Here is a 20264-nt window from a genome sequence, read left to right on the forward strand (position 1 = left end):
TTCTTAGTGGGTTTTACATTTATCGTATAAACCATTTTCTTTTAAAACTTCAATCAATGTTTCTCCCATTACTGATGGTGTTTCAGCAACTTGAATACCACATTCGTTCATGACACGAATTTTTTCATCAGCTGTACCTTTTCCACCTGAAATAATGGCTCCAGCGTGTCCCATGCGTTTTCCAGGAGGGGCTGTACGACCTCCGATAAAGCCGACAACAGGTTTCGTCATATTCGCTTTCACCCATTCCGCAGCTTCTTCCTCAGCAGTACCACCAATTTCTCCAATCATAATAACAGCTTCCGTATCTGCATCTTCATTAAATGCTTTTAACACATCAATAAAGTCGGTTCCGTTTACTGGGTCTCCACCAATGCCCACTGCCGTAGATTGACCAATTCCTGCTTCAGATAATTGGTGAACCGCTTCATATGTCAAAGTTCCAGAACGGGAAACGACACCTACGTGGCCCTTTTTATGAATGTATCCTGGCATAATACCAATTTTACATTCTTCCGGTGTAATCACACCTGGACAGTTTGGTCCTACTAGACGTGTTTTCTTTCCTTCCATATAACGTTTCACTTTGACCATATCCATAACCGGAATATGTTCAGTAATACAAATTACTAAATCTAATTCTGCGTCAACGCCTTCTAAGATAGCATCAGCGGCAAATGGTGCTGGTACGTATACAACAGAAACGTTTGCTCCTGTCGCATTTACCGCTTCTTCAACCGTATTAAATACGGGAACCCCTTCAACTTCTGTACCACCCTTACCAGGTGTTACACCGCCTACAATTTTTGTTCCGTACTCTAACATTTGTTTTGTATGAAAAAGTGCTGTAGAACCAGTAATTCCTTGCACAATTACTTTTGTATCTTGGTTAATATATACGCTCATCCTTATCCCCGCCTTTCATTCATTACTTCACAAGTTCAACAATTTTTTGTGCACCGTCAGCCATAGAATCAGCAGACGTTATATTTAATCCAGATTCCTCAAGGATTTTCTTACCCGCGTCCACATTCGTACCTTCTAGACGTACAACTAACGGTAGCTCTAGTCCAACTTGCTTCGTAGCTTCTACGACACCTTCCGCAATTACATCACATTTCATAATGCCACCGAAAATGTTAACAAAAATACCTTTAACGTTATCATCTGATAAAATGATTTTAAAGGCTTCCGTTACTTTTTCGGTAGTTGCTCCACCGCCCACATCAAGGAAGTTGGCGGGTTCTCCACCGTAATGTTTAATCGTGTCCATTGTTGCCATAGCAAGGCCTGCACCGTTAACCATACAACCAATGTTTCCATCTAAGGCAATATAACTTAAATCATATTTAGATGCTTCAATTTCTTTTGGATCCTCTTCATCAAGGTCACGGAACTCTAAAATGTCTTTTTGACGGAATAAAGCGTTATCATCAAAGTTTAACTTCGCATCAAGAGCCATGACATTCCCGTCACCTGTTGTAACTAATGGGTTAATTTCCGCGATTGAACAATCTTTTTCCACGAACACTTTATATAAGCCCATCATAAATTTCACGGCTTTTGAAACTAGTTCCTTCGGTATATTAATATTAAATGCTAGTCTTCTTGCTTGATATGGCATTAGGCCTGTAACAGGGTCAATGACTTCTTTGAATATTTTTTCCGGTGTCTCTGCTGCTACTTCTTCAATCTCTGTCCCACCTTCTTCGGAGGCCATCATAACAACCCGGGAAGTAGCACGATCTAATACTAGACCAATATAATACTCCTTTTGTATGTCACAACCTTCTTCAATTAGTAAGCGTTTCACTTCCTTACCTTCAGGTCCTGTTTGGTGTGTGACTAACGTCTTACCTAATATTTCGTCGGCATATGTACGAACTTCGTCTACACTTTTCGCAACTTTTACACCGCCTGCTTTACCTCTACCACCAGCATGGATTTGTGCTTTTACAACGGATACTTTAGATCCTAAAGCCTTTGCAGCCTCAACAGCTTCATCAACAGTAAAAGCAACACGGCCATTGGGAACGGCTACTCCGTAGCTTCGTAATATTTCTTTCCCTTGATACTCGTGAATGTTCATCTTCCATCCTCCCATCAATTGTTACTGCATGTACATTTTAGTAGATTTGCTTTGAAATTGTCCACACTTTCACATTATACAGAATCTTTTCACGATTTAAAAGCAGGAATGAAAACATTTTCACGCTTTCTGCTTCTTATCTACCTTGTAAATAAAGGCAAACACTTCTGCAACCACCTCATATAATTCTTCTGGAATTTTTTCGTTAATCGACAATTCCCCTAATAATTCGGTAAGTGTTTCATCTTCATATACAGGGATATTATGATCATTCGCTTTCTCTATCATATTTTCAGCTACATATCCTTCTCCCTTTGCTATAACTCGGGGTGAATCATCTTTCTTTTCTTCGTAGCGTAATGCAAATGCTGACTTTTGTTCCCTTTTTTGATCCTTCATATTTTGAAATCTACTCCTTGTGCGGTCCATTTCGGTGGAGACTCCTGCACATTTTCCTCATTTTCATCTAAAGTTGTGACTCTTATATACGTCAGTGTGTATCCCACCTGCTTAATACGATCTTTCAACGTCTTTTCTAACATTTGGATAGACGCTTGAATACGATTGGGCTCTTCATTATGAATTACCATGAAAATATTGCGGTTTTGAATGTTTAAATCAATGATTGTTTCACGAAGTTCACCTAACATTAAATAAAATACGATGTGACAATAATCTGAAGAAATGCGCCGATTTTCATCCTTTTTTCCTTCGTATGTCATGTATGCATCCTTTCCCATCCCAAATAATGTATTAGGTAACGGGATTTGGAGGAAAAATTCTTCCCGGGTTTCAGTTGAAGCAAAATGAATTCCATTGAGGAGATCCATGGCCTTGCTGTATAAAGATTGTTGCTCCATAGGGACTTGTTGACTGACGAGTTGTAAAAGATTCAAAAGAAATGGGTAATCTTGACGCCATACGTTACTACGGTTCGGCCGTAATAAATCAATTAACCACCTTATTTTGAAAAAGAACTGTTCCGTTGTGGTAACACGCAGAAAATTACTTGACATTAATCCATGGACTATCCACCGGCGGAGAATAACCTGTTCACCATCGTGTTCAGTAAATTGCAAATGACTCATGAAAGTCTTCAATAACTCATCTACTTGTCCTAGTTGATATGGTAAATTTGATAGATTCTCGCTTTGTTTCAAATGATAATCTTTCCATTGTTGTTGCCACTCCCCAAAAGACACATCCGATTTAATCCAATTCACATTTTGTAGTAAACGAAATGTCGTGTCAGACTGCCGTTCTAATTCGGTGTAGATCTGTTTTGTCAGGGCACTGGAGACAGGCTCTACTTCATTTTGAAAGAAAAGAGAAAGGAGTGATCGAAGTTGGTGGCTATATCCTTCTCCTGTACCGTTACGTTGCAACGTTTTATATATGATCTCTAACTGATCATACATAGATATATCCGGAAATAAGTGGGTTGTGAGTCCGTTCAAAACTTGTTGTTTAACCGGTAACCCTCTTTTGAGTAATTCAATTAATACAACCTCAGCTTTCGAATCTGTTTGCTTTTCCAATAAATCAAAGGCTTGTAACAACATATCCAGACGTAATGGAATCTGTTCACGTAAAACAGCAGAAACGACACGCAACCGGGTATGAGTACTCTTTAAACCAAGCCTCTCCAACAGTACAGCAGCCGCTTCTTCCTTCTTCTTCACAACCTTATCACTGAAAACCTGTAACGTAATTTGGGGATGAGTTTGATTTACACGAAATAAGTATGAATTATTCACTTGCAAATGACGTTCAAGTTGAGCAATGACCTGCTTATTTCCCAGATGAATCATCGCCTTATTTTCCGGAAAAAACTTTATCACTTTCCCTCTCACGATTTGACCTTCTTTTAATGTTAAAGGTGCCTTTTGCTGAATGCGGCGTAAGTGATCAACGGTTTGGAGTTTGTCCATTCCGCTTCCCTCCTATTTTTTCATTAATGCTTGTTGTACTGGTGCAAAGGAGAAACGGTGGTAAGGTGATGGTCCATATTGTTGTAATGCTGTTATATGATCTTTTGTTCCGTATCCAACGTTCGAGTTAAAGTGATAGCTTGGGAATTCCTTATGTATCTCCTCCATAAACCGATCCCTCGTAACTTTGGCTAATATACTTGCTGCAGCAATGGAAACACTTTTTTGGTCTCCTTTTGTTAATGATTGTTGCGGAATTGCGACATCCCGTAACGGAACTGCATCAATTAATAAAGAATCAGGTTTTGGCGATAACTGTCCTATTGCCTCTTTCATTGCAAATATTGTAGCTTGATAAATGTTGATATCATCAATTTGTTGATTGTTTGCAATACCGATTCCATATGTAACAGCGTTTTCTTTAATATACGTATAATAGGTTTCTCGTTTCTCTTTTGATAACTTTTTTGAATCATCGAGTCCTTCTAAATAAAAATTTTGTGGTAGCACTACTGCTGCCGCTACTACAGGTCCGGCCAATGGCCCACGTCCTACTTCATCTATACCCGCAGTATATTGCATACCATTTGCCCACTCTTGTTTTTCATAGGCTAACATTCTTTCAAACTTCTCTTGCAAAGCCTTTTTTTCAGCTAGTTTTTTTTCAAATTTATGAATAAGGGCTTGTACCCCTTTTCGCTCATCATGCTTAAATTGCTGCCATTCTTCTTCTGTAAAATATCCTTGTTCTAATTGTTGTTTTATTTGTGTAATGGTTTTTGTCTCTTTCATTTCGCTCCCCCCTCATGTACTATATCGTCTTTATTCAAAAAAGATAAAGGCATACACCCTTTGGATGCATGCCTGCCGTTATGATTCATATGGTCGATCAAAGGTTACTTTTCCTAAATGTCCCGCACGTAAGTCACGAATAATAACATCTGCAGTTTTTTCATAATCAACGACACCACCAGGACCAATACAACCGCGTTTTTTACCGATGTAGTCAAACCAAGACGCTATATCCTCTGATTCAAATTGATTACCATATCGTTCTTCAAGACGGTATGAATAATGCTTTCTAAAATACTGTAATACGTATACAGCGATATCATCCATAGGAAGGATTTGATCTTTTATCGTTCCAATTGCCGCTAACTTTTTACCTATTTCTTGATCTTCGAATTTAGGCCAAAGAATTCCTGGTGTATCTAATAATTCAAAGTCCTTTTTCACTTTGATCCACTGTTGCTGTTTTGTTACTCCTGGCTTATCTCCTGTTTTTGCTATTCTCTTTTTAGCTAGGCGATTGATAACGGTCGATTTCCCTACATTCGGAATACCTAAAATCATTGCTCGAATCGGCCTAGGTTTAATCCCTTTTTTGATTAGCCGTTCTAACTTATGTTGCCCAAGGGCTTTTGCTTCTTTAACTAACTTTTGGATATCATTTGCTTCATGTGCATTTAAAGCTAATGCAGGAACATCACGCTCCTGAAAGTAAGTTAACCAGTCATTCGTTAAGGATGGGTCTGCTAAATCCTTTTTCATTAGCACAATCATCTTTTCCTTCTGCCCTAATACATCATGTAACATTGGGTTTTGCGAGGATACAGGGACACGTGCGTCCACTAATTCTATTACAAAGTCAACTAATTTTAATTTTTCTTCAACTTCTCGCTTCGCTTTAGCCATATGGCCCGGAAACCATTGAATCGTCACGATTATCACCTACCGTTAATTTACAGTACCGATACGTTTAAAAGGCCAATAAATAAAATGTGCTTCCCCAACTAGTTGATCTAACGGGATTAATCCTAAAATACGGCTATCGGTTGAATTTGGACGATTATCCCCTAATACTAGTACATAGTCTTCAGGAATTTCTCGATAGTTACCTGGGAGGTCTGGTAGAGAAAAGTCACGTGTAAAGTAAAAGTATTGTTGTTCACTTATTCGTGATTGTTCCACATATGGTTCCTTTACAATATTTCCATTCACATATAAATTACCGTCTTTATATTCAATATGTTCACCAGGTAATCCAATAATACGCTTAATATAATCCGTTTCCTTCGTTGCACGGAATACAACGATATCAAAGCGTTCTGGTTCACCAACTATGTAACTTAACCGATTCACAATTAGGTAGTCACCGTTTTTTAATGTAGGAAGCATGGATGGACCATCAACGACGATGGGTGCCAATAAAAAGAAACGAATGATGAACGCGAGCACGGCAGCGAACAAAATCGTTTTTATCCATTTTCTTAAACTAGATGCTTTTTGGGACATTCTATTTATTTCCCTCCACGTTATCGTTCCTGTTGTTTCTCGTCATCTTTATTATACTAAAAAAAGGGGCTTGAAGATACAAGCCCCTTTGTCTTTTAAACTGTTATTAACGAATTTCTTTAATACGAGCTGCTTTACCACGTAGATTACGTAGGTAGTAAAGTTTAGCACGACGTACTTTACCACGACGAGTACGTTCGATTTTCTCGATTCTTGGTGAATGTACAGGGAATGTACGTTCAACACCTACACCGTAAGAAATTTTACGCACTGTAAACGTTTCGCTAATTCCGCCACCACGGCGTTTAATGACAACACCTTCGAACACCTGAATACGCTCACGGTTACCCTCAACAACTTTTACGTGAACTTTTACAGTATCACCAGGACGAAAGTCTGGATGATCAGTACGAAGTTGGTCTTTTGTAAGATTCTCGATAAGTTTTTGCATTACTGCTCACTCCTTCCACACGAATGTTCTTGCCTTAAATCTCTAGCAGCGGAACATTGTTTATTCCTTAAGTACACACTTAAGCACAAAAATAAATATATCATAATGCTTAACATGTTGCAATATTATGTTGTTATTTCTTCCAACTTTCCAACCATTCTTTCTCTTTATCTGTCAATTGTACCTCTTGTAACAAGTCCGGTCTACGTTCAAATGTTCTTTTTAACGATTGATATCTGCGCCACTCTTCAATTTTTTGATGATTGCCTGACATTAAAACATCTGGTACTTGTAAGCCTCTATATTCTCTCGGTCTTGTATAGTGTGGATGTTCTAACAGGCCCGTTGAGAAAGAATCTTGTTGTGCTGATTCATCATTACCAAGAACACCAGGTAATAGACGGACAACACTATCTACTACTACCATTGCTCCAAGTTCTCCACCTGTTAATACAAAGTCCCCGATTGAAATTTCATCTGTCACTAAATGAGTTCGAATTCGCTCGTCATACCCTTCATAGTGTCCACACAAAAAGATTAAGTGTTCTTCCTGGGCAAGCTCTTCTGCCTTTTGTTGTGTATAACGCTCACCTTGGGGACACATCAAAATAATGCGCGGCTTTGATTCCCGCTTTTGCTTTAAATGATCAACTGCATCAAATAAAGGCTGCGGAGCTAATACCATACCGGCACCACCACCGTATGGATAGTCATCTACTTTATTATGCTTGTTGTTCGTAAATTCCCGGAAATTCATTGTTTCGTATCGAAAGGCATTCGTCTCTTGTGCCTTTTTCAATATTGAAGATTGAAAAACACCCGTAAACATCTCCGGAAAGAGGGTTAAAATATCGATGTGCATTAATCCAACAGTCCTTCCATTGGTTGGATCGTTACTTTTTTATTATGTATATCAACGGTGCGCACTACGTCATCAATGTATGGAATGAGTAAATCTTTCCCTTTTTTCCGTTCCACGACCCATACGTCATTCGCACCAGGAGCTAACACCTCTTTAATGACACCTAACTCTTCCCCTTCATCTGTTACGACAGTACTACCAATAATTTCGTAGTAATAATATTCGCCTTCCGCTAATGGTGTAAGCTGTTCTTCCGTAACTTTAAGGGTACCACCTTTAAACCTTTCTACGTCATTGATGGAATCATATCCTTTAAAACGTAACATGTGAAAGTTTTTATGGGTTCTATAGCTGGATACTTCTAGTTCTTCTGTAATGTCACCGTTTGGCGAAACCCAGTAAAGTATACTACCTGGTTTAAACCGTTCTTCAAAGTCTGTAATTTTTACAACTTTTACTTCGCCTTTAATCCCGTGAGTATTTACGACTTTGCCAACATTAAAATACTTCTCAGTCATAATTCATCCCCCGCAGTTTCAATCCTTATCACGATTCCGTCTTTCACAATAACAGATCGGCTTCCGGTCACGTCTTGCCATTTGTTTCCGATTTCTACTTCTACCATTTCTTCTACTTCGTCTTCTATAATTTCACTACCTATTGGTAAAATATCCAATTGTTCTAGTTGATATTCTATCCATTTCATTCGATTTTGGCGTCGGTCAATTTCTTTTTGAAATCGTTTATCGACATCTGTTGGGGAGATGCCCTTCTTCCGTCTTAATTTACGCATCTCGAACCGTAACTGGGAACACTCATTTTCAAGACGGGAATGTTGTTTTTCGAACTTTTCCCGGATATGTTCCTTACTTTTCTCGGTAATCACTTGTTTAACCGTCGTTGTACGTAAAAATTTCATCAGGGACTCATCCCCTTTCAACTAAAACGCCCGTATTTTAAAAAAAGGGAAAGGTTATCCCCCTCCCCAATTATACATCACATGATGTCTAAAAATATTTTCTTGTTCGAATCCGATCCAGCGGCGTACACAACTGTACGAATCGCTTTTGCTATTCTCCCGTTTTTGCCAATAACCTTACCAACATCATTTTCATGAACGATTAAGTGATAACGAATTTTGTAATCCGTTTCTTCTTCCTTCACTTCAATATGCTCGGGGTGATCGACAAGCGGGCGAACAATCGTTTCGATTAAGGCTTTCATGATTTATCACACTACTTTACTTTTGATTTTTCTGTTCGTGGAACTTCTTCATGATGCCTTGCTCAGAAAATAGGTTACGTACAGTGTCGCTAGGTTTTGCACCTTTGGACATCCAATCAAGAGCTTTCTCTTCGTCAAGTTTTACCTCAGCAGGCTCAACAACCGGATTGTATGTTCCAATTTGATCAATAAAACGTCCGTCACGAGGAGAACGTGAATCAGCAACTACTACACGATAGAAAGGGTTTCTCTTAGAACCCATACGTCTTAAGCGAATTTTTACTGCCATGTTTATTGCACCTCCAAAAATTGTTTTACACAAGATAAGATTTTAGCAGACATTTTTTCGTCTGTAAAGTATTTTTCCATTACATAAACGGAAAGTTCATTCCTTTTTTCTTACCTTTTTTCATATTTGTCATTTGTTTCATCATTTTTTTCATATCTTCGAACTGCTTTAATAAGCGATTCACCTCTGCTACAGATGTTCCTGAGCCTTTGGCAATTCTACGCTTCCGGCTTGCATTCATCAGTTTCGGATCTATTCTTTCTTCCTTCGTCATCGATTGAATGATTGCTTCAACATGTGTGAGCTTCTTCTCATCAAATTGGACATTCTTCATGCCTTTCATTTTGTTTGCACCTGGGATCATGCCAAGCAAATCTTCTAATGGTCCCATATCTTTCACTTGTTGCATCTGTTCCAGGAAGTCATCAAACGTAAACGACATGTCACGCATTTTTTCTTGCAGTTGTTTCGCTTTTTCTTCATCAACTGTTTCTTGTGCTTTTTCAATTAGGCTTAACACATCACCCATGCCTAGTATTCTTGAAGCCATTCGTTCAGGGTGGAATGGTTCTAGCTCGTCTAATTTTTCACCGACACCTGCAAATTTAATCGGCTTACCAGTAACAGAGCGGATAGACAACGCTGCACCACCACGAGTATCACCATCTAATTTTGTTAAAACAACACCGGTTACACCTAAACGTTCATCAAAACTCTCTGCTACATTTACTGCATCTTGACCTGTCATCGCATCTACCACAAGGAAGATTTCATCAGGTTGGACGGCTTCCTTAATGTTAGACAGCTCATCCATTAAGTTTTCATCAACATGAAGGCGGCCAGCAGTATCAATAATACAATAATCATTATGTTCATCTTTTGCTTGTTGAACCGCCTGCTTTGCAATATCAACAGGGTTCGCCTCTGTGCCTTTGGAGAAAACAGGCATGCTTAACTGTTTGCCAAGGGTTTCGAGTTGGTTAATCGCTGCTGGCCGATATACGTCTGCTGCTACTAGCATAGGATTCCGGTTGTGCTTTTTCCGTAGATGATTTGCTAATTTACCCGTAGTTGTCGTTTTACCTGCACCTTGTAGACCTACCATCATAATTACGGTTGGTGGTTTATTTGCGACTGCAATTTTACTTTGCTCTCCACCCATAAGCTCGGAAAGTTCATCTTTTACAACTTTTATCACTTGTTGTCCCGGGGTTAAACTTCCCATGACCTCCTGCCCAATGGCACGTTCTTTCACTCGTTTAATAAAGTCTTTTACAACTTTAAAGTTTACATCGGCCTCAAGTAACGCTAATCGGACTTCCCGGGTCATTTCCTTTACATCCGCTTCGGTTACCTTCCCTTTACCTTTAATCTTTTTGATCGTGTTTTGCAGACGGTCGGCTAAACCTTCAAACGCCATAATAAGCCGCCCTCCTATTCAAGTTTTTCAAGTTGCTCGACGATAGCCAGCAACTCGTCCTTATTTGTAACGTCTTCCTCCAACTTCGCACGTAATTGGCGGATATGGAATTTTCTTTGTTGAAATTTCTCATAAAGAAGCAACTTCTCTTCATACTCTTCCAACATTGTTTCTGTACGTCTAATGTTATCATATACGGCTTGACGACTAACATTGAAAGATTCGGCGATTTCACCAAGGGAGTAATCTTCCAAATAATACATCTCCATGTAATTACTCTGTTTAGCCGTCAACAACTGTTGGTAGAAATCAAATAAATAATTGATTCTCGTCGTTTTTTCTAACAAATGCGAGCACCCCTTGTTAAGTGAAATGCCTTTACAATATCGTATCTAATCCCTTTACTTCATGTCAAGGTATAGAAGGCATTTATTCTTCTTCTATCATTCCAGCAAACAATCCGTAAACAAAAGCATGGGCATCAAAAGTTTGTAAGTCCGTTATTTGTTCACCTAACCCTACGAATTTTACTGGTATATTTAATTCATGACGAATGGCAAGAACAATTCCACCTTTTGCTGTTCCATCTAATTTCGTTAAAACAATTCCAGATACGTCTGTTGAAGCAGAAAAAGTCTTCGCTTGGCTAAGAGCATTTTGCCCTGTTGTTGCATCCAAAACGAGCAATACTTCGTGAGGTGCATCTGGGACTTCACGTGTAATAACCCGCTTCACCTTTTCTAGTTCGTTCATTAAATTCACTTTATTTTGTAATCTACCTGCTGTATCACAGAGAAGAACATCCACCCCACGGGACTTAGCGGCTTGGACAGCATCATACATGACTGCTGCTGGATCACTACCTTCACTATGCTTAATAACATCTACTCCTACACGATCGCCCCAAACGTCCAACTGATCAATTGCACCTGCACGGAATGTATCTCCTGCAGCTAATAGGACAGACTTTCCTTCACTTCTCAACTTGTGAGCAAGTTTACCGATTGTCGTTGTTTTTCCAACACCGTTAACACCAACAAATAAAATAATCGATAGGCCGTTTTCATTTAAGTTTAGTTCCTCGACATCTTCACTATCTTTTCCGTAGTAGATGTCTACTAGTTTTTCAGAGATCACTTCTTTTACTTGTGAAGTATCTTTAATGTTTCGTCGCTTCACTTCCATTTCCAACTGTTCAATGAGGTCCATAACGGTTTGAACACCGACATCAGCACCGATTAAAATTTCTTCTAGTTCTTCAAAGAATTCTTCATCTACTGTACGGTACTTTGCAACTAAGTCATTCACTTTTGTTGTAAATGAATTCCGGGTTTTCGTTAGACCGTCTTTAAACTTACCCGTTACTTGATCCGTTTGTTGACTAAATTTATCTTTTAGTTTATTAAAGAAACTCATTTGGAACTTCCTTTCTAGGCTTGTATTACTTCTTCTGTTTCTTCTAATCGAACAGATACCATTTTCGAAACACCAGACTCTTGCATCGTTACACCATAGAGGACATCCGCTTCTTCCATTGTACCTTTACGATGTGTAATAACAATAAACTGAGTCTCCTCACTGAAGACTTTCAAATACTTAGCAAACCGGTTAACATTTGCTTCATCTAGTGCAGCCTCCACCTCATCTAAAACACAAAATGGCACCGGGCGAACCCGTAAAATCGCGAACAGTAGCGCAATTGCCGTTAAAGCACGCTCTCCACCTGATAACAATCCTAAATGCTGCAGCTTTTTCCCTGGTGGCTGTGCTACAATATCGACCCCAGTTTCCAGGAGGTTCGTTTTGTCTGTTAATGTTAAACTAGCACGTCCACCGCCGAACAACTCTTTAAATACAATACTAAATTCTTCTTGGATTTGGGAGAACGTATGGTCAAACCTTCTAACCATCTCCTCGTCCATTTCCCGGATTACTGTATATAACGTTTCTTTCGCTTCGATTAAATCATTCTGTTGGTCCGTCAGGAACTGATAACGCTCCTTTATACGTTCATATTCTTCAATTGCACCTAGATTCACAGTACCAAGACTCTCTATTTCCCGTTTTATTTGTTTTACGGTTTGCTTGGCTTGTTCAATATGCTCTGTTTTTCCGTAAGTTTGCCTTGCTTTTTCGTATGTTAATACATATTCTTCCTGAAGTTGATGGAGGCGATTTTCTAACTCAACATCGAGGCGGTTAGCCTTAACCTCTTTATCTTGTATTTCCTTTGTGAATTGTTGGTATAAGCGGCTCTTTTCTTTTATTTCCCGCTCCATATCTTCAGACAGTTTCATTCGTTGCTGACGCTCTTCTCGTTTTTGTTGGAGTTTTAATTCTGTGCTCGTTTTATCTTGACTCATTTCATCTGTTTTGGCCGCAATGTCTTCTGCGGAAGAACTATCTTCCTTAATGCGGTCTAATTCTCTCATTTGTTGATCAATGGTGACGATTTGTTCACGTAATTCTTCTTTCTGTTGTCGTAATTGGTTTACTTTTTCTCGCTGATTGTTGACTTCACCATCTTGCCCAGCAAGAATAACCTTCAATTCATTAAACTGTTCTTGCAGTTTTTCTTTATTGGATTGTTGATTCGACTTTTCTTCAGTCAGTTGATTGACTTGGTCTTGTATCCGTTTCGATTGTATTTCAATCTCTTGTAAACGTTCAGCGACTTCTTTTTTCGAGCTTACTAACTTTTCTTCATCTTCAACAAATTGGGATTGTTCTTGATCATATATTGTTAAATGTTCATTAACATTCGCCAATTTCATTTCGATTTCCCGTTTCTGACCATCTACACGATGTGCTTTTGCTTTTAGTTCGTCTAACTGTTGTTCTTTCCCAATCAACTGCTGCTCACTTCGTTTTATTTTCTCTCTTTGCGAAGCAATTTCCTCTTCAAATTCTTTCGTTTTTTGTTCATAATCTGTAAGCTTTTCGATAATTTGTGTTAATTCTTTCTCTCTTGTAAAAAGGGAATTGTTTGTTTTTTTACGAGCACCACCAGACATCGAACCACCTGGATTGACAACATCCCCATCAAGGGTAACGACACGGTAACGACGACCCGTGGAAGCAGCAATCTCATTTGCTTCGCTCAAGGACTTCGCAATGAGAATATTGCCTAACAAAGACTTTATGATCGGCTCGTATTGTGGATCATATTGGATTAAGTCAGCTCCCACTCCGACATAGCCTCGACTTTTCTGTACATGTTCACGGATACTTGATGGGAGTTCCTTTGATTGTATCGTACTTAACGGCAAGAAAGTTGCTCGTCCATTATTGGATGTTTTTAACCACTGGATTGCCTGTCTCGCTCTCGATTCATCTGCTACAACGATATGCTGCGCCTGCGCACCGAGTGCAGTCTCAATTGTTGTTAAATATTGATTCGGAATATCGATTAGTTCAGCAACGGCTCCGTGAATCCCTTTTAATTGATTTCGTTTGCTCGCTTTAAGAACGGCTTTCACCCCATGAAAGAAGCCAGAAAAGTCTTCCTTCATCTCTTCTAACATTTCTTTCTTGGAACGAAGCTTTTCTAGGAGTTGATATCCTTGATTCAGTTTTTGCTCATTATTTTGTAACTCTTGCTTTTCAGCTTCATATTGTTGCTTCATTTCGACAAAAACTCGCTCTTCTTCTGCCTGTATTTCCACAACTTCTTTATATTGAGTTTCCATTTCTTCTCGCTCTACCTCAATATTGTCCCTTTGTGACAATAAGCCTTGGAACCGTTCTGCAAGACGAGTTTGCTTTGCTTTCATTTGTTCCAGTTGGCGCTCAATGCTTTGAATTTCATTCCGTTTGGCTGCCTGCTCATTCAAGCTTTCAATATAATCACTTTTTAACTCTTCAATCTTATCTTCCACATTTTCCTGTAAAAGAGACATTTTCTCTTCCATGGACGCAATTTGTTTTTTCGTTTCGTTCCTCTTTTCGACAAAGGAAGCTAACGTTCTTTCTTCAGTTGCTAACTTCTCTTTTACTTCTGTTAATTTATGGTTTGTCTTCACTTGTTCTTGTGTAAGCTTGTCTTTATTTTCTTCATAATGTTTCAACCGTTCATGAAAAAGCCGTTTTTGGCCTTCTAAATGTTCCAGTTCCTTCGTTAACGTTAACAAACTGTTTTGCAACTGTTCAATTTGTTGATCTAAATGTTGTAAATCGTGTTTTTCCTTTGCATGTTTTGCCTCATCTTGTTGAATCTCCGTCTGTTTATGTATTGCATTTTCCTTCTTTTGCTCAATTTCTGCTAGTAGAGCATCCCACTGAGACTTTAACACTTCAATCTCTGTTACAAGTAAGGAGACTTCATGATGTTTTAATTGATCTTTTTTCTCTAAATATTCCTTTGCTACCTGTGCTTGTTTTTCTAAAGGTCCAATATGTCCTTCGATTTCATGAATAATATCTTCGACTCGATTTAAATTTTCTTGTGTTTCATCTAGTTTCAGCTCGGCTTTCTTTTTCCGTTGCTTATATTTTAACACACCTGCTGCTTCTTCAAAGATGGACCGTCTTTCTTCAGCCTTAGAACTTAATATTTCTTCTACTTTTCCTTGACTAATGATGGAAAATGCTTCCTTACCAAGACCAGAGTCCATAAATAATTCAACAATATCCTTCAAGCGACAAGCCTGTTGATTAATGTAAAATTCACTTTCTCCTGAACGGTACACCCGTCTTGTAATGCTTACTTCCTGATAGTCAATTGGAAGTGCATGGTCAGAATTATCCAACGTTAACGCCACTTCAGCAAAGTTCAATGGTTTTCGTGAATCACTACCTGCAAAAATAACGTCCTCCATTTTGGAACCACGTAACGATTTTGCTGACTGTTCACCTAACACCCAACGGATTGCATCAGTAATATTACTTTTCCCACTACCATTAGGTCCAACAACTGCTGTAACACCTTGGACAAAGTCAACTGATATTCGATCTGCAAACGATTTAAATCCGACTGTATCTAAACGTTTGAGGAACATATTTTTTCCTCCTACACACTAAAAATATTTCTTATACTGTTTCCTTTTTAACTAGTTTATTTTATCATAGATTGTAAATGTTAAGAAGTAACCATATTGAAGGAGATGTTATTGTGTCTTTACAAGAAGCAACTGCAGAAAATTTAAAATTTATCATTGACGATCTTGCAGAAAGGCTACAAGTGATAAACCGTTCCATTCTTGACCCTGACCATTATGATATGGATCACTACGATGAAATTAAATCTCTTTATGATATGGTCGTTAGTAGAGGACAAATTAGCGTTTCCGAAATACACGCTATTATTGAAGAATTAAAAAAATACCGCAAAAAATAGCACCCGGCTTAAGAGTCCGGGTGCTTTCTTTCTAGTTTACGCAAAGCTTTTTTTGCAGCCATTTGTTCTGCTTCTTTTTTTGTTTTACCACTACCTTCTCCGAACTTTTCTTCATCAATCCGTACTTCGGCAATGAAAATCCGGTTATGGGCAGGACCACTCTCGTTTACAATGTCATATTCAATCTCACTCTTTTTATCTTGTTGCACCTTTTCTTGCAATAAGCTTTTAAAATCCATCGCATGCGAAAAAGCACCTTCCTGAATCTTCGGAAAGACATGGGTTTCCAAGAAATGAAGAACATCAGTAAAATTTTGATCTAAGTATAGCGCACCTACAAATGCCTCAAACACATCTGCCAGTAATGCCGGGCGGTGGCGTCCACCTGTCATTTCTTCACCTTTTCCAAGTAGAACGTGATCACTAAAATCTAATTCTTCAGCGAAGTTGACGAGTGCTGGTTCACAAACTATGGATGCCCGTAATTTCGTCAGTTCCCCTTCACTCATGGCTGGATATTTACGGTATAAATATTGGGATACAGCTAGTTCTAGTACAGCGTCCCCTAAAAATTCCAGTCGTTCATTATCCTCATAGTCCTTCTTACGATGCTCATTCACATATGATGAATGGGTAAAAGCGGTCCGAATTAATTTTTCGTTATTAAATTTCACACCTGTTCGTTCTTCTAATTGCTTTTTATCCACAATAACTCCACCTTTAAAAACAGGTAGAAAGCCCTGTAATTACAGGACTTTCTTGTATATTATTGACGGCTGTTTATGTAATCTACAGCGTCCCCTACAGTTTGAATTTTTTCCGCATCTTCATCGGAAATTTCCAAATCAAATTCGTCTTCAAGTTCCATCACTAATTCCACTACGTCAAGAGAATCAGCTTCCAGATCATCTTTAAAAGAAGCTTCTTTTGTTACTTTTGCTTCATCAACGTCAAGACGCTCAACGATTACTTTCTTTACGCGATCCAATACGTCTGCCATGTTGCTTCACCTCCCTTCAAATATTATAGAAGAAATTGTCCAAAATGACTAGTTTTTATTACATCACCATTCCGCCGTCAACATGCAACGTTTGCCCTGTCATATAGCGTGAATCTTCAGAAGATAAGAAACGGACAACATTCGCGATATCTTTCGGTTCTCCAAGACGGCTTAACGGAATCATTTTTAACATCTCTTCCCGTACATCCTCTGGTAATTCATCTGTCATATCCGTTGTAATGAAACCAGGAGCTACAGCGTTAACGAGGATATTTCTAGCAGCTAGTTCTTTTGCGCTCGTTTTCGTTAAACCAATAACACCTGCTTTAGCAGCAACGTAGTTTGCTTGTCCAGCATTTCCGCTTACACCTACAATGGATGAAATGTTAATAATACGTCCGCCTTTTTGTTTCATCATTTGGCGAGTCACGCCTTTTATACAAAGGAAAACACCTTTTAAGTTTGTTTGAATAACTTCATCAAACTCTTCTTCTTTCATCCTCATCAGTAGATTGTCCCTTGTAATACCAGCATTATTCACTAATATATCAAGGCTGCCGAAAGTACTAACAACTTCCTTGATCATCCCTTTGACATCTTCTTCGTTTGAAACGTTCGCTTGAATCGCAAACGCCTCTCCACCGTTTTGTTTAATTTCATCAACAACAGCTTGGGCTTTTTGTTCACTGCCCGCGTAATTTACAGCTACCTTCGCCCCAGCATTCGCTAGTTCTAAAGCAATTGCACGGCCAATTCCTCTTGAAGCACCTGTTACGAGTGCACTTTTACCATCTAACATTACGAATCCTCCTTGTACCATGCTAAAAATTGTTCTAATGATTCAGGGTCTTGAACGGCGAATGTTTTCATTCGACGGTTCACTTTTCGAACTAAACCGGATAATACTTTTCCATTTCCAACTTCCACGATTGCATCGACATCTTCGTCAATCATCTTTTGAATGGTTTCGGAAAAGCGAACAGGTGAAAAAATTTGTTTCACTAATAAATCGGAAATTTCTCCTGGGTCCTTCGTTGGCTCTGCTGTAACGTTCGCATATACAGGAACGTTTGCAGGAGAAATCGTGATATCGTTAAGAACAGCTTGGAATTTTTCACTAGCAGGTTTCATGAGGCGTGAGTGGAAAGGTCCACTAACGTTTAACGGAATAACACGTTTTGCCCCTTTTTCTTTTAATTGTTCGATTGCTAGTTCAACACCTTGCTTCGTCCCGGAAATAACAATTTGTCCAGGGCAGTTGAAATTCGCTACATCTACTGCTTCACCTTGCTCTGAAATCGAAGCGGCAACTTCCTCAATATCTGCCTCATCTAAGCCAAGTACAGCTGCCATTGCCCCTTTCCCCGATGGATACGCTTCTTCCATCAGTCTTCCTCGGGATTGAACTAGTTTAACACCTTCAGTTAACGACAATGAGCCTGCACTATACAACGCACTATATTCACCTAAACTATGGCCAGCTACCATTACAGGTTCTATACCATTTTCTTTTAATAAATCAGCTACAACCGCACTGGTTAAAAATAGAGCAGGTTGAGCATTTTCTGTTCTTGTCAGTTCCTCTTGAGGACCTTCAAACATTAACTGTCGAATTGGAACTTGTAGTGCTTCTTCAGCTTCTTGTACTCGTTGTTGAATGGTTGCGTTTTGTTCATAAAATGCTTTCCCCATACCAACTTCCTGTGAACCTTGCCCCGGAAATACAAAGGCTACTTTTTTCATGATTTATCCTCCTCCTCACTCAATTCATTTACAGTAGATAGGATTTTTCCAATTACATCTTGTTCAATGAATGTGCTTGCTTGTTTAATAGCACTATATACAGCCCTATCGTTTGATGACCCATGGGCCTTTATGACAGGGGCTGCTAACCCGAATAATGCTGCTCCACCATATTCAGAGTAATCCAACTGGTTCTTTAACGTTTTTAAATCATTTTTTGCCAGACCAGCGGCTAATTTTGTTTTCCAATTACTCATAAACGTCTGTTTTAACATAGAGAATAAAGATAGTGCTGTACCTTCTACTGTTTTTAATGCTATATTTCCTGTAAAACCATCTGTGACGACAACGTCCGCAACACCCTCTAATAAATCTCGTGATTCTACATTACCAATAAAATTGACAGGTGCGTCTTGTAAAAGCTCGTACGTTTTCTTGGTTAACTCATTGCCCTTATGGTCCTCCGTACCTACGTTCAACAAACCTACACGGGGCTTCTCTATGCCTCTTACTTTTTCTGCATATATTGACCCCATGATACCGTACTGTAGCAAATGTTGGGGTTTTGCATCTACATTTGCTCCTACATCAAGTAATAGAAAACCTTGACGATCAGTTGTTGGTAATGTGGGGCTTAAAGCTGGTCGCTCTATCCCCTTTATTCGTCCCACAATAAAAAGACCTGCACTCATTAAGGCACCGGTGTTCCCTGCTGAAATACAAGCGTCGGCTCGACCTTCTTTTACATCGTTTGCCATTAAAACCATTGATGCATTCTTCTTCCGGCGTACTGCACGAACAGGTTCATCTTCATTCGTAATCATTTCATCCGTATGAACCACTTCAATTCTTGGATGTTCTTGGGTGAGAAAAGTACGAATTTGTTTTTCATCACCAATAAGGCGAATGTGCAAATTCTCTATCTCTTCAACAGCTACTATAGCACCTTTGACAATTGATTCAGGTGCATGGTCGCCACCCATTGCGTCGATAGATATTTTCATCGATTTATGCCTCTCCTTTTCGTTTGTTTGATCTAAACATTTCAAAAATACCTGAAAAGACAAGTTCTTGATCAACAAAGCTATTTACATCAACAATCGTACGGTCTTTCTTATCATTGTGTTGAACTGAAGCTTTCGCTACAACCCTTTCACCCTCTAAGACTTGACGGGTAAAACGTATCTCTGCTTTTGCTGTTAAAGCTAAATCATCGTCAATGACAGCTACAGCTAGTGAGTTTGCCTGCGCAAAGATGTGATGGCCTCTAGCAATTTTGTTACGTGAAAAAACATGTTCTTTCCGAATATCTAAAATCGATAATGCCCGTTTATCCAATTCTAAATCAATGATTTCACCAATCACTTCTTCAATATGTATAGCCTTTACCGTTTCATTCCATTGATTACGTGCCACCGACTTTATTCGTTCACGTAACTCAGGAATCGAGAGCTCCATCCGATCAAGACGGATCGTTTGAATACTAACCGAAAACTGTTTCGCCAGTTCGTCATCTGTAATAAAAGGCATCTCTTCAATCGTTTGTTTGAGTTGTTTTTGCCGTTCCTTTTTATTCAATTTCATGTGTATACGACACCGTCCATTTTTTATGACTAGGTACTAAA

24 protein-coding genes are annotated in these 20264 nt (G+C 39.0%); 1 reads left to right on the plus strand and 23 read right to left on the minus strand.

The features are described from left to right. Positions 1-3: 3 nt before the first annotated feature. The 17 genes from sucD to smc all read right to left on the minus strand — a co-directional run bounded on the left by sucD (position 4) and on the right by smc (position 15558). Complete coding sequence (gene sucD / locus NLW78_RS06760; protein WP_254496294.1) at positions 4-906, minus strand: succinate--CoA ligase subunit alpha; 903 nt, start codon at positions 904-906, stop codon at positions 4-6. Between the two features lie 22 nt (positions 907-928). Beyond that, positions 929-2089: an ADP-forming succinate--CoA ligase subunit beta gene (sucC, locus tag NLW78_RS06765; protein WP_254496295.1), complete on the minus strand. Its 1161-nt coding sequence runs from the start codon at positions 2087-2089 to the stop codon at positions 929-931. Positions 2090-2209: 120 nt separating this feature from the next. Further along, entirely contained in the window at positions 2210-2488 is a 279-nt protein-coding gene (locus NLW78_RS06770; RefSeq protein ID WP_254496297.1) for an EscU/YscU/HrcU family type III secretion system export apparatus switch protein, read from the minus strand. Next, a complete protein-coding gene (locus tag NLW78_RS06775; protein ID WP_254496298.1) occupies positions 2485-4020 on the minus strand; it encodes a TP0910 N-terminal domain-containing protein in 1536 nt (511 codons plus the stop codon). The genes NLW78_RS06770 and NLW78_RS06775 overlap by 4 nt, the downstream gene beginning before the upstream one ends. Before the next feature lie 12 nt (positions 4021-4032). Continuing rightward, complete coding sequence (rnhB, locus tag NLW78_RS06780) at positions 4033-4812, minus strand: ribonuclease HII (protein ID WP_254496300.1); 780 nt, start codon at positions 4810-4812, stop codon at positions 4033-4035. 78 nt (positions 4813-4890) lie between these two features. After that, positions 4891-5742 carry a ribosome biogenesis GTPase YlqF gene (gene ylqF, locus NLW78_RS06785; protein WP_254496301.1) on the minus strand — a complete coding sequence of 284 codons (852 nt, stop codon included), beginning with the start codon at positions 5740-5742 and terminating at the stop codon, positions 4891-4893. Between the two features lie 15 nt (positions 5743-5757). After that, positions 5758-6315 (minus strand): signal peptidase I, encoded by a 558-nt coding sequence (gene lepB, locus NLW78_RS06790; protein ID WP_254496303.1) that lies wholly within the window; start codon positions 6313-6315, stop codon positions 5758-5760. 106 nt (positions 6316-6421) lie between these two features. Then, a complete protein-coding gene (rplS, locus tag NLW78_RS06795) occupies positions 6422-6766 on the minus strand; it encodes a 50S ribosomal protein L19 (protein ID WP_254496305.1) in 345 nt (114 codons plus the stop codon). Between the two features lie 133 nt (positions 6767-6899). Beyond that, positions 6900-7628: a tRNA (guanosine(37)-N1)-methyltransferase TrmD gene (trmD, locus tag NLW78_RS06800; protein ID WP_254496306.1), complete on the minus strand. Its 729-nt coding sequence runs from the start codon at positions 7626-7628 to the stop codon at positions 6900-6902. Beyond that, complete coding sequence (rimM, locus tag NLW78_RS06805) at positions 7628-8146, minus strand: ribosome maturation factor RimM (protein ID WP_254496307.1); 519 nt, start codon at positions 8144-8146, stop codon at positions 7628-7630. The genes trmD and rimM overlap by 1 nt, the downstream gene beginning before the upstream one ends. After that, positions 8143-8547, minus strand: coding sequence for a YlqD family protein (locus tag NLW78_RS06810; RefSeq protein WP_254496308.1), 405 nt, complete (start codon positions 8545-8547; stop codon positions 8143-8145). Before NLW78_RS06810 ends, rimM begins: the two co-directional genes overlap by 4 nt. 77 nt (positions 8548-8624) lie before the next feature. After that, positions 8625-8852: a KH domain-containing protein gene (locus NLW78_RS06815; protein WP_254496309.1), complete on the minus strand. Its 228-nt coding sequence runs from the start codon at positions 8850-8852 to the stop codon at positions 8625-8627. A 16-nt stretch (positions 8853-8868) separates the two neighbouring features. Beyond that, positions 8869-9141 (minus strand): 30S ribosomal protein S16, encoded by a 273-nt coding sequence (gene rpsP / locus NLW78_RS06820; RefSeq protein ID WP_254496310.1) that lies wholly within the window; start codon positions 9139-9141, stop codon positions 8869-8871. Between the two features lie 79 nt (positions 9142-9220). Next, on the minus strand, positions 9221-10561 hold the full coding sequence (gene ffh, locus NLW78_RS06825; protein WP_254496311.1) for a signal recognition particle protein: 1341 nt from the start codon (positions 10559-10561) through the stop codon (positions 9221-9223). A 14-nt stretch (positions 10562-10575) separates the two neighbouring features. Next, positions 10576-10908: a putative DNA-binding protein gene (locus NLW78_RS06830; RefSeq protein ID WP_254496312.1), complete on the minus strand. Its 333-nt coding sequence runs from the start codon at positions 10906-10908 to the stop codon at positions 10576-10578. A gap of 82 nt (positions 10909-10990) precedes the next feature. Further along, complete coding sequence (gene ftsY, locus NLW78_RS06835) at positions 10991-11977, minus strand: signal recognition particle-docking protein FtsY (RefSeq protein ID WP_254496313.1); 987 nt, start codon at positions 11975-11977, stop codon at positions 10991-10993. Positions 11978-11991: 14 nt separating this feature from the next. Further along, positions 11992-15558 (minus strand): chromosome segregation protein SMC, encoded by a 3567-nt coding sequence (gene smc / locus NLW78_RS06840; RefSeq protein WP_254496314.1) that lies wholly within the window; start codon positions 15556-15558, stop codon positions 11992-11994. A 113-nt stretch (positions 15559-15671) separates the two neighbouring features. Between smc and NLW78_RS06845 the strand changes: the two genes are divergently transcribed. Beyond that, positions 15672-15896, plus strand: coding sequence for a DUF1128 domain-containing protein (locus NLW78_RS06845; protein WP_254496315.1), 225 nt, complete (start codon positions 15672-15674; stop codon positions 15894-15896). 8 nt (positions 15897-15904) lie between these two features. Here the strand turns inward: NLW78_RS06845 and rnc are convergent, their stop codons facing one another. Genes rnc through fapR form a run of 6 tightly spaced genes read right to left on the minus strand, consistent with a single transcriptional unit; the run spans position 15905 to position 20223 of the window. Next, a complete protein-coding gene (gene rnc / locus NLW78_RS06850; RefSeq protein WP_367617660.1) occupies positions 15905-16603 on the minus strand; it encodes a ribonuclease III in 699 nt (232 codons plus the stop codon). Between the two features lie 59 nt (positions 16604-16662). Further along, positions 16663-16896, minus strand: a complete 234-nt coding sequence (locus NLW78_RS06855; RefSeq protein WP_254496316.1) for an acyl carrier protein — start codon at positions 16894-16896, stop codon at positions 16663-16665. 58 nt (positions 16897-16954) lie between these two features. Then, positions 16955-17695: a 3-oxoacyl-[acyl-carrier-protein] reductase gene (fabG, locus tag NLW78_RS06860; RefSeq protein ID WP_254496317.1), complete on the minus strand. Its 741-nt coding sequence runs from the start codon at positions 17693-17695 to the stop codon at positions 16955-16957. Then, positions 17695-18639, minus strand: coding sequence for an ACP S-malonyltransferase (gene fabD, locus NLW78_RS06865; protein ID WP_254496318.1), 945 nt, complete (start codon positions 18637-18639; stop codon positions 17695-17697). Before fabD ends, fabG begins: the two co-directional genes overlap by 1 nt. Then, positions 18636-19643: a phosphate acyltransferase PlsX gene (gene plsX / locus NLW78_RS06870; RefSeq protein WP_254496319.1), complete on the minus strand. Its 1008-nt coding sequence runs from the start codon at positions 19641-19643 to the stop codon at positions 18636-18638. Before plsX ends, fabD begins: the two co-directional genes overlap by 4 nt. A gap of 4 nt (positions 19644-19647) precedes the next feature. Further along, positions 19648-20223, minus strand: coding sequence for a transcription factor FapR (fapR, locus tag NLW78_RS06875; RefSeq protein ID WP_254496320.1), 576 nt, complete (start codon positions 20221-20223; stop codon positions 19648-19650). Positions 20224-20264: the final 41 nt, after the last annotated feature.

Source organism: Salirhabdus salicampi, from assembly GCF_024259515.1.
GTDB lineage: Bacteria > Bacillota > Bacilli > Bacillales > Alkalibacillaceae > Salirhabdus_A > Salirhabdus_A salicampi.

What these genes read in the sequence shown, in the direction of transcription:
- NLW78_RS06770 (WP_254496297.1), bottom strand. Translation starts at nt 2,488, where the DNA reads ATGAAGGATCAAAAAAGGGAACAAAAGTCAGCATTTGCATTACGCTAC.
- NLW78_RS06775 (WP_254496298.1), bottom strand. Translation starts at nt 4,020, where the DNA reads ATGGACAAACTCCAAACCGTTGATCACTTACGCCGCATTCAGCAAAAG.
- fabG (WP_254496317.1), bottom strand. Translation starts at nt 17,695, where the DNA reads ATGTTAGATGGTAAAAGTGCACTCGTAACAGGTGCTTCAAGAGGAATT.
- rplS (WP_254496305.1), bottom strand. Translation starts at nt 6,766, where the DNA reads ATGCAAAAACTTATCGAGAATCTTACAAAAGACCAACTTCGTACTGAT.
- NLW78_RS06810 (WP_254496308.1), bottom strand. Translation starts at nt 8,547, where the DNA reads ATGAAATTTTTACGTACAACGACGGTTAAACAAGTGATTACCGAGAAA.
- smc (WP_254496314.1), bottom strand. Translation starts at nt 15,558, where the DNA reads ATGTTCCTCAAACGTTTAGATACAGTCGGATTTAAATCGTTTGCAGAT.
- NLW78_RS06815 (WP_254496309.1), bottom strand. Translation starts at nt 8,852, where the DNA reads ATGAAAGCCTTAATCGAAACGATTGTTCGCCCGCTTGTCGATCACCCC.
- lepB (WP_254496303.1), bottom strand. Translation starts at nt 6,315, where the DNA reads ATGTCCCAAAAAGCATCTAGTTTAAGAAAATGGATAAAAACGATTTTG.
- ftsY (WP_254496313.1), bottom strand. Translation starts at nt 11,977, where the DNA reads ATGAGTTTCTTTAATAAACTAAAAGATAAATTTAGTCAACAAACGGAT.
- fapR (WP_254496320.1), bottom strand. Translation starts at nt 20,223, where the DNA reads ATGAAATTGAATAAAAAGGAACGGCAAAAACAACTCAAACAAACGATT.
- rpsP (WP_254496310.1), bottom strand. Translation starts at nt 9,141, where the DNA reads ATGGCAGTAAAAATTCGCTTAAGACGTATGGGTTCTAAGAGAAACCCT.
- sucD (WP_254496294.1), bottom strand. Translation starts at nt 906, where the DNA reads ATGAGCGTATATATTAACCAAGATACAAAAGTAATTGTGCAAGGAATT.
- NLW78_RS06855 (WP_254496316.1), bottom strand. Translation starts at nt 16,896, where the DNA reads ATGGCAGACGTATTGGATCGCGTAAAGAAAGTAATCGTTGAGCGTCTT.
- rimM (WP_254496307.1), bottom strand. Translation starts at nt 8,146, where the DNA reads ATGACTGAGAAGTATTTTAATGTTGGCAAAGTCGTAAATACTCACGGG.
- trmD (WP_254496306.1), bottom strand. Translation starts at nt 7,628, where the DNA reads ATGCACATCGATATTTTAACCCTCTTTCCGGAGATGTTTACGGGTGTT.
- rnhB (WP_254496300.1), bottom strand. Translation starts at nt 4,812, where the DNA reads ATGAAAGAGACAAAAACCATTACACAAATAAAACAACAATTAGAACAA.
- plsX (WP_254496319.1), bottom strand. Translation starts at nt 19,643, where the DNA reads ATGAAAATATCTATCGACGCAATGGGTGGCGACCATGCACCTGAATCA.
- sucC (WP_254496295.1), bottom strand. Translation starts at nt 2,089, where the DNA reads ATGAACATTCACGAGTATCAAGGGAAAGAAATATTACGAAGCTACGGA.
- ffh (WP_254496311.1), bottom strand. Translation starts at nt 10,561, where the DNA reads ATGGCGTTTGAAGGTTTAGCCGACCGTCTGCAAAACACGATCAAAAAG.
- fabD (WP_254496318.1), bottom strand. Translation starts at nt 18,639, where the DNA reads ATGAAAAAAGTAGCCTTTGTATTTCCGGGGCAAGGTTCACAGGAAGTT.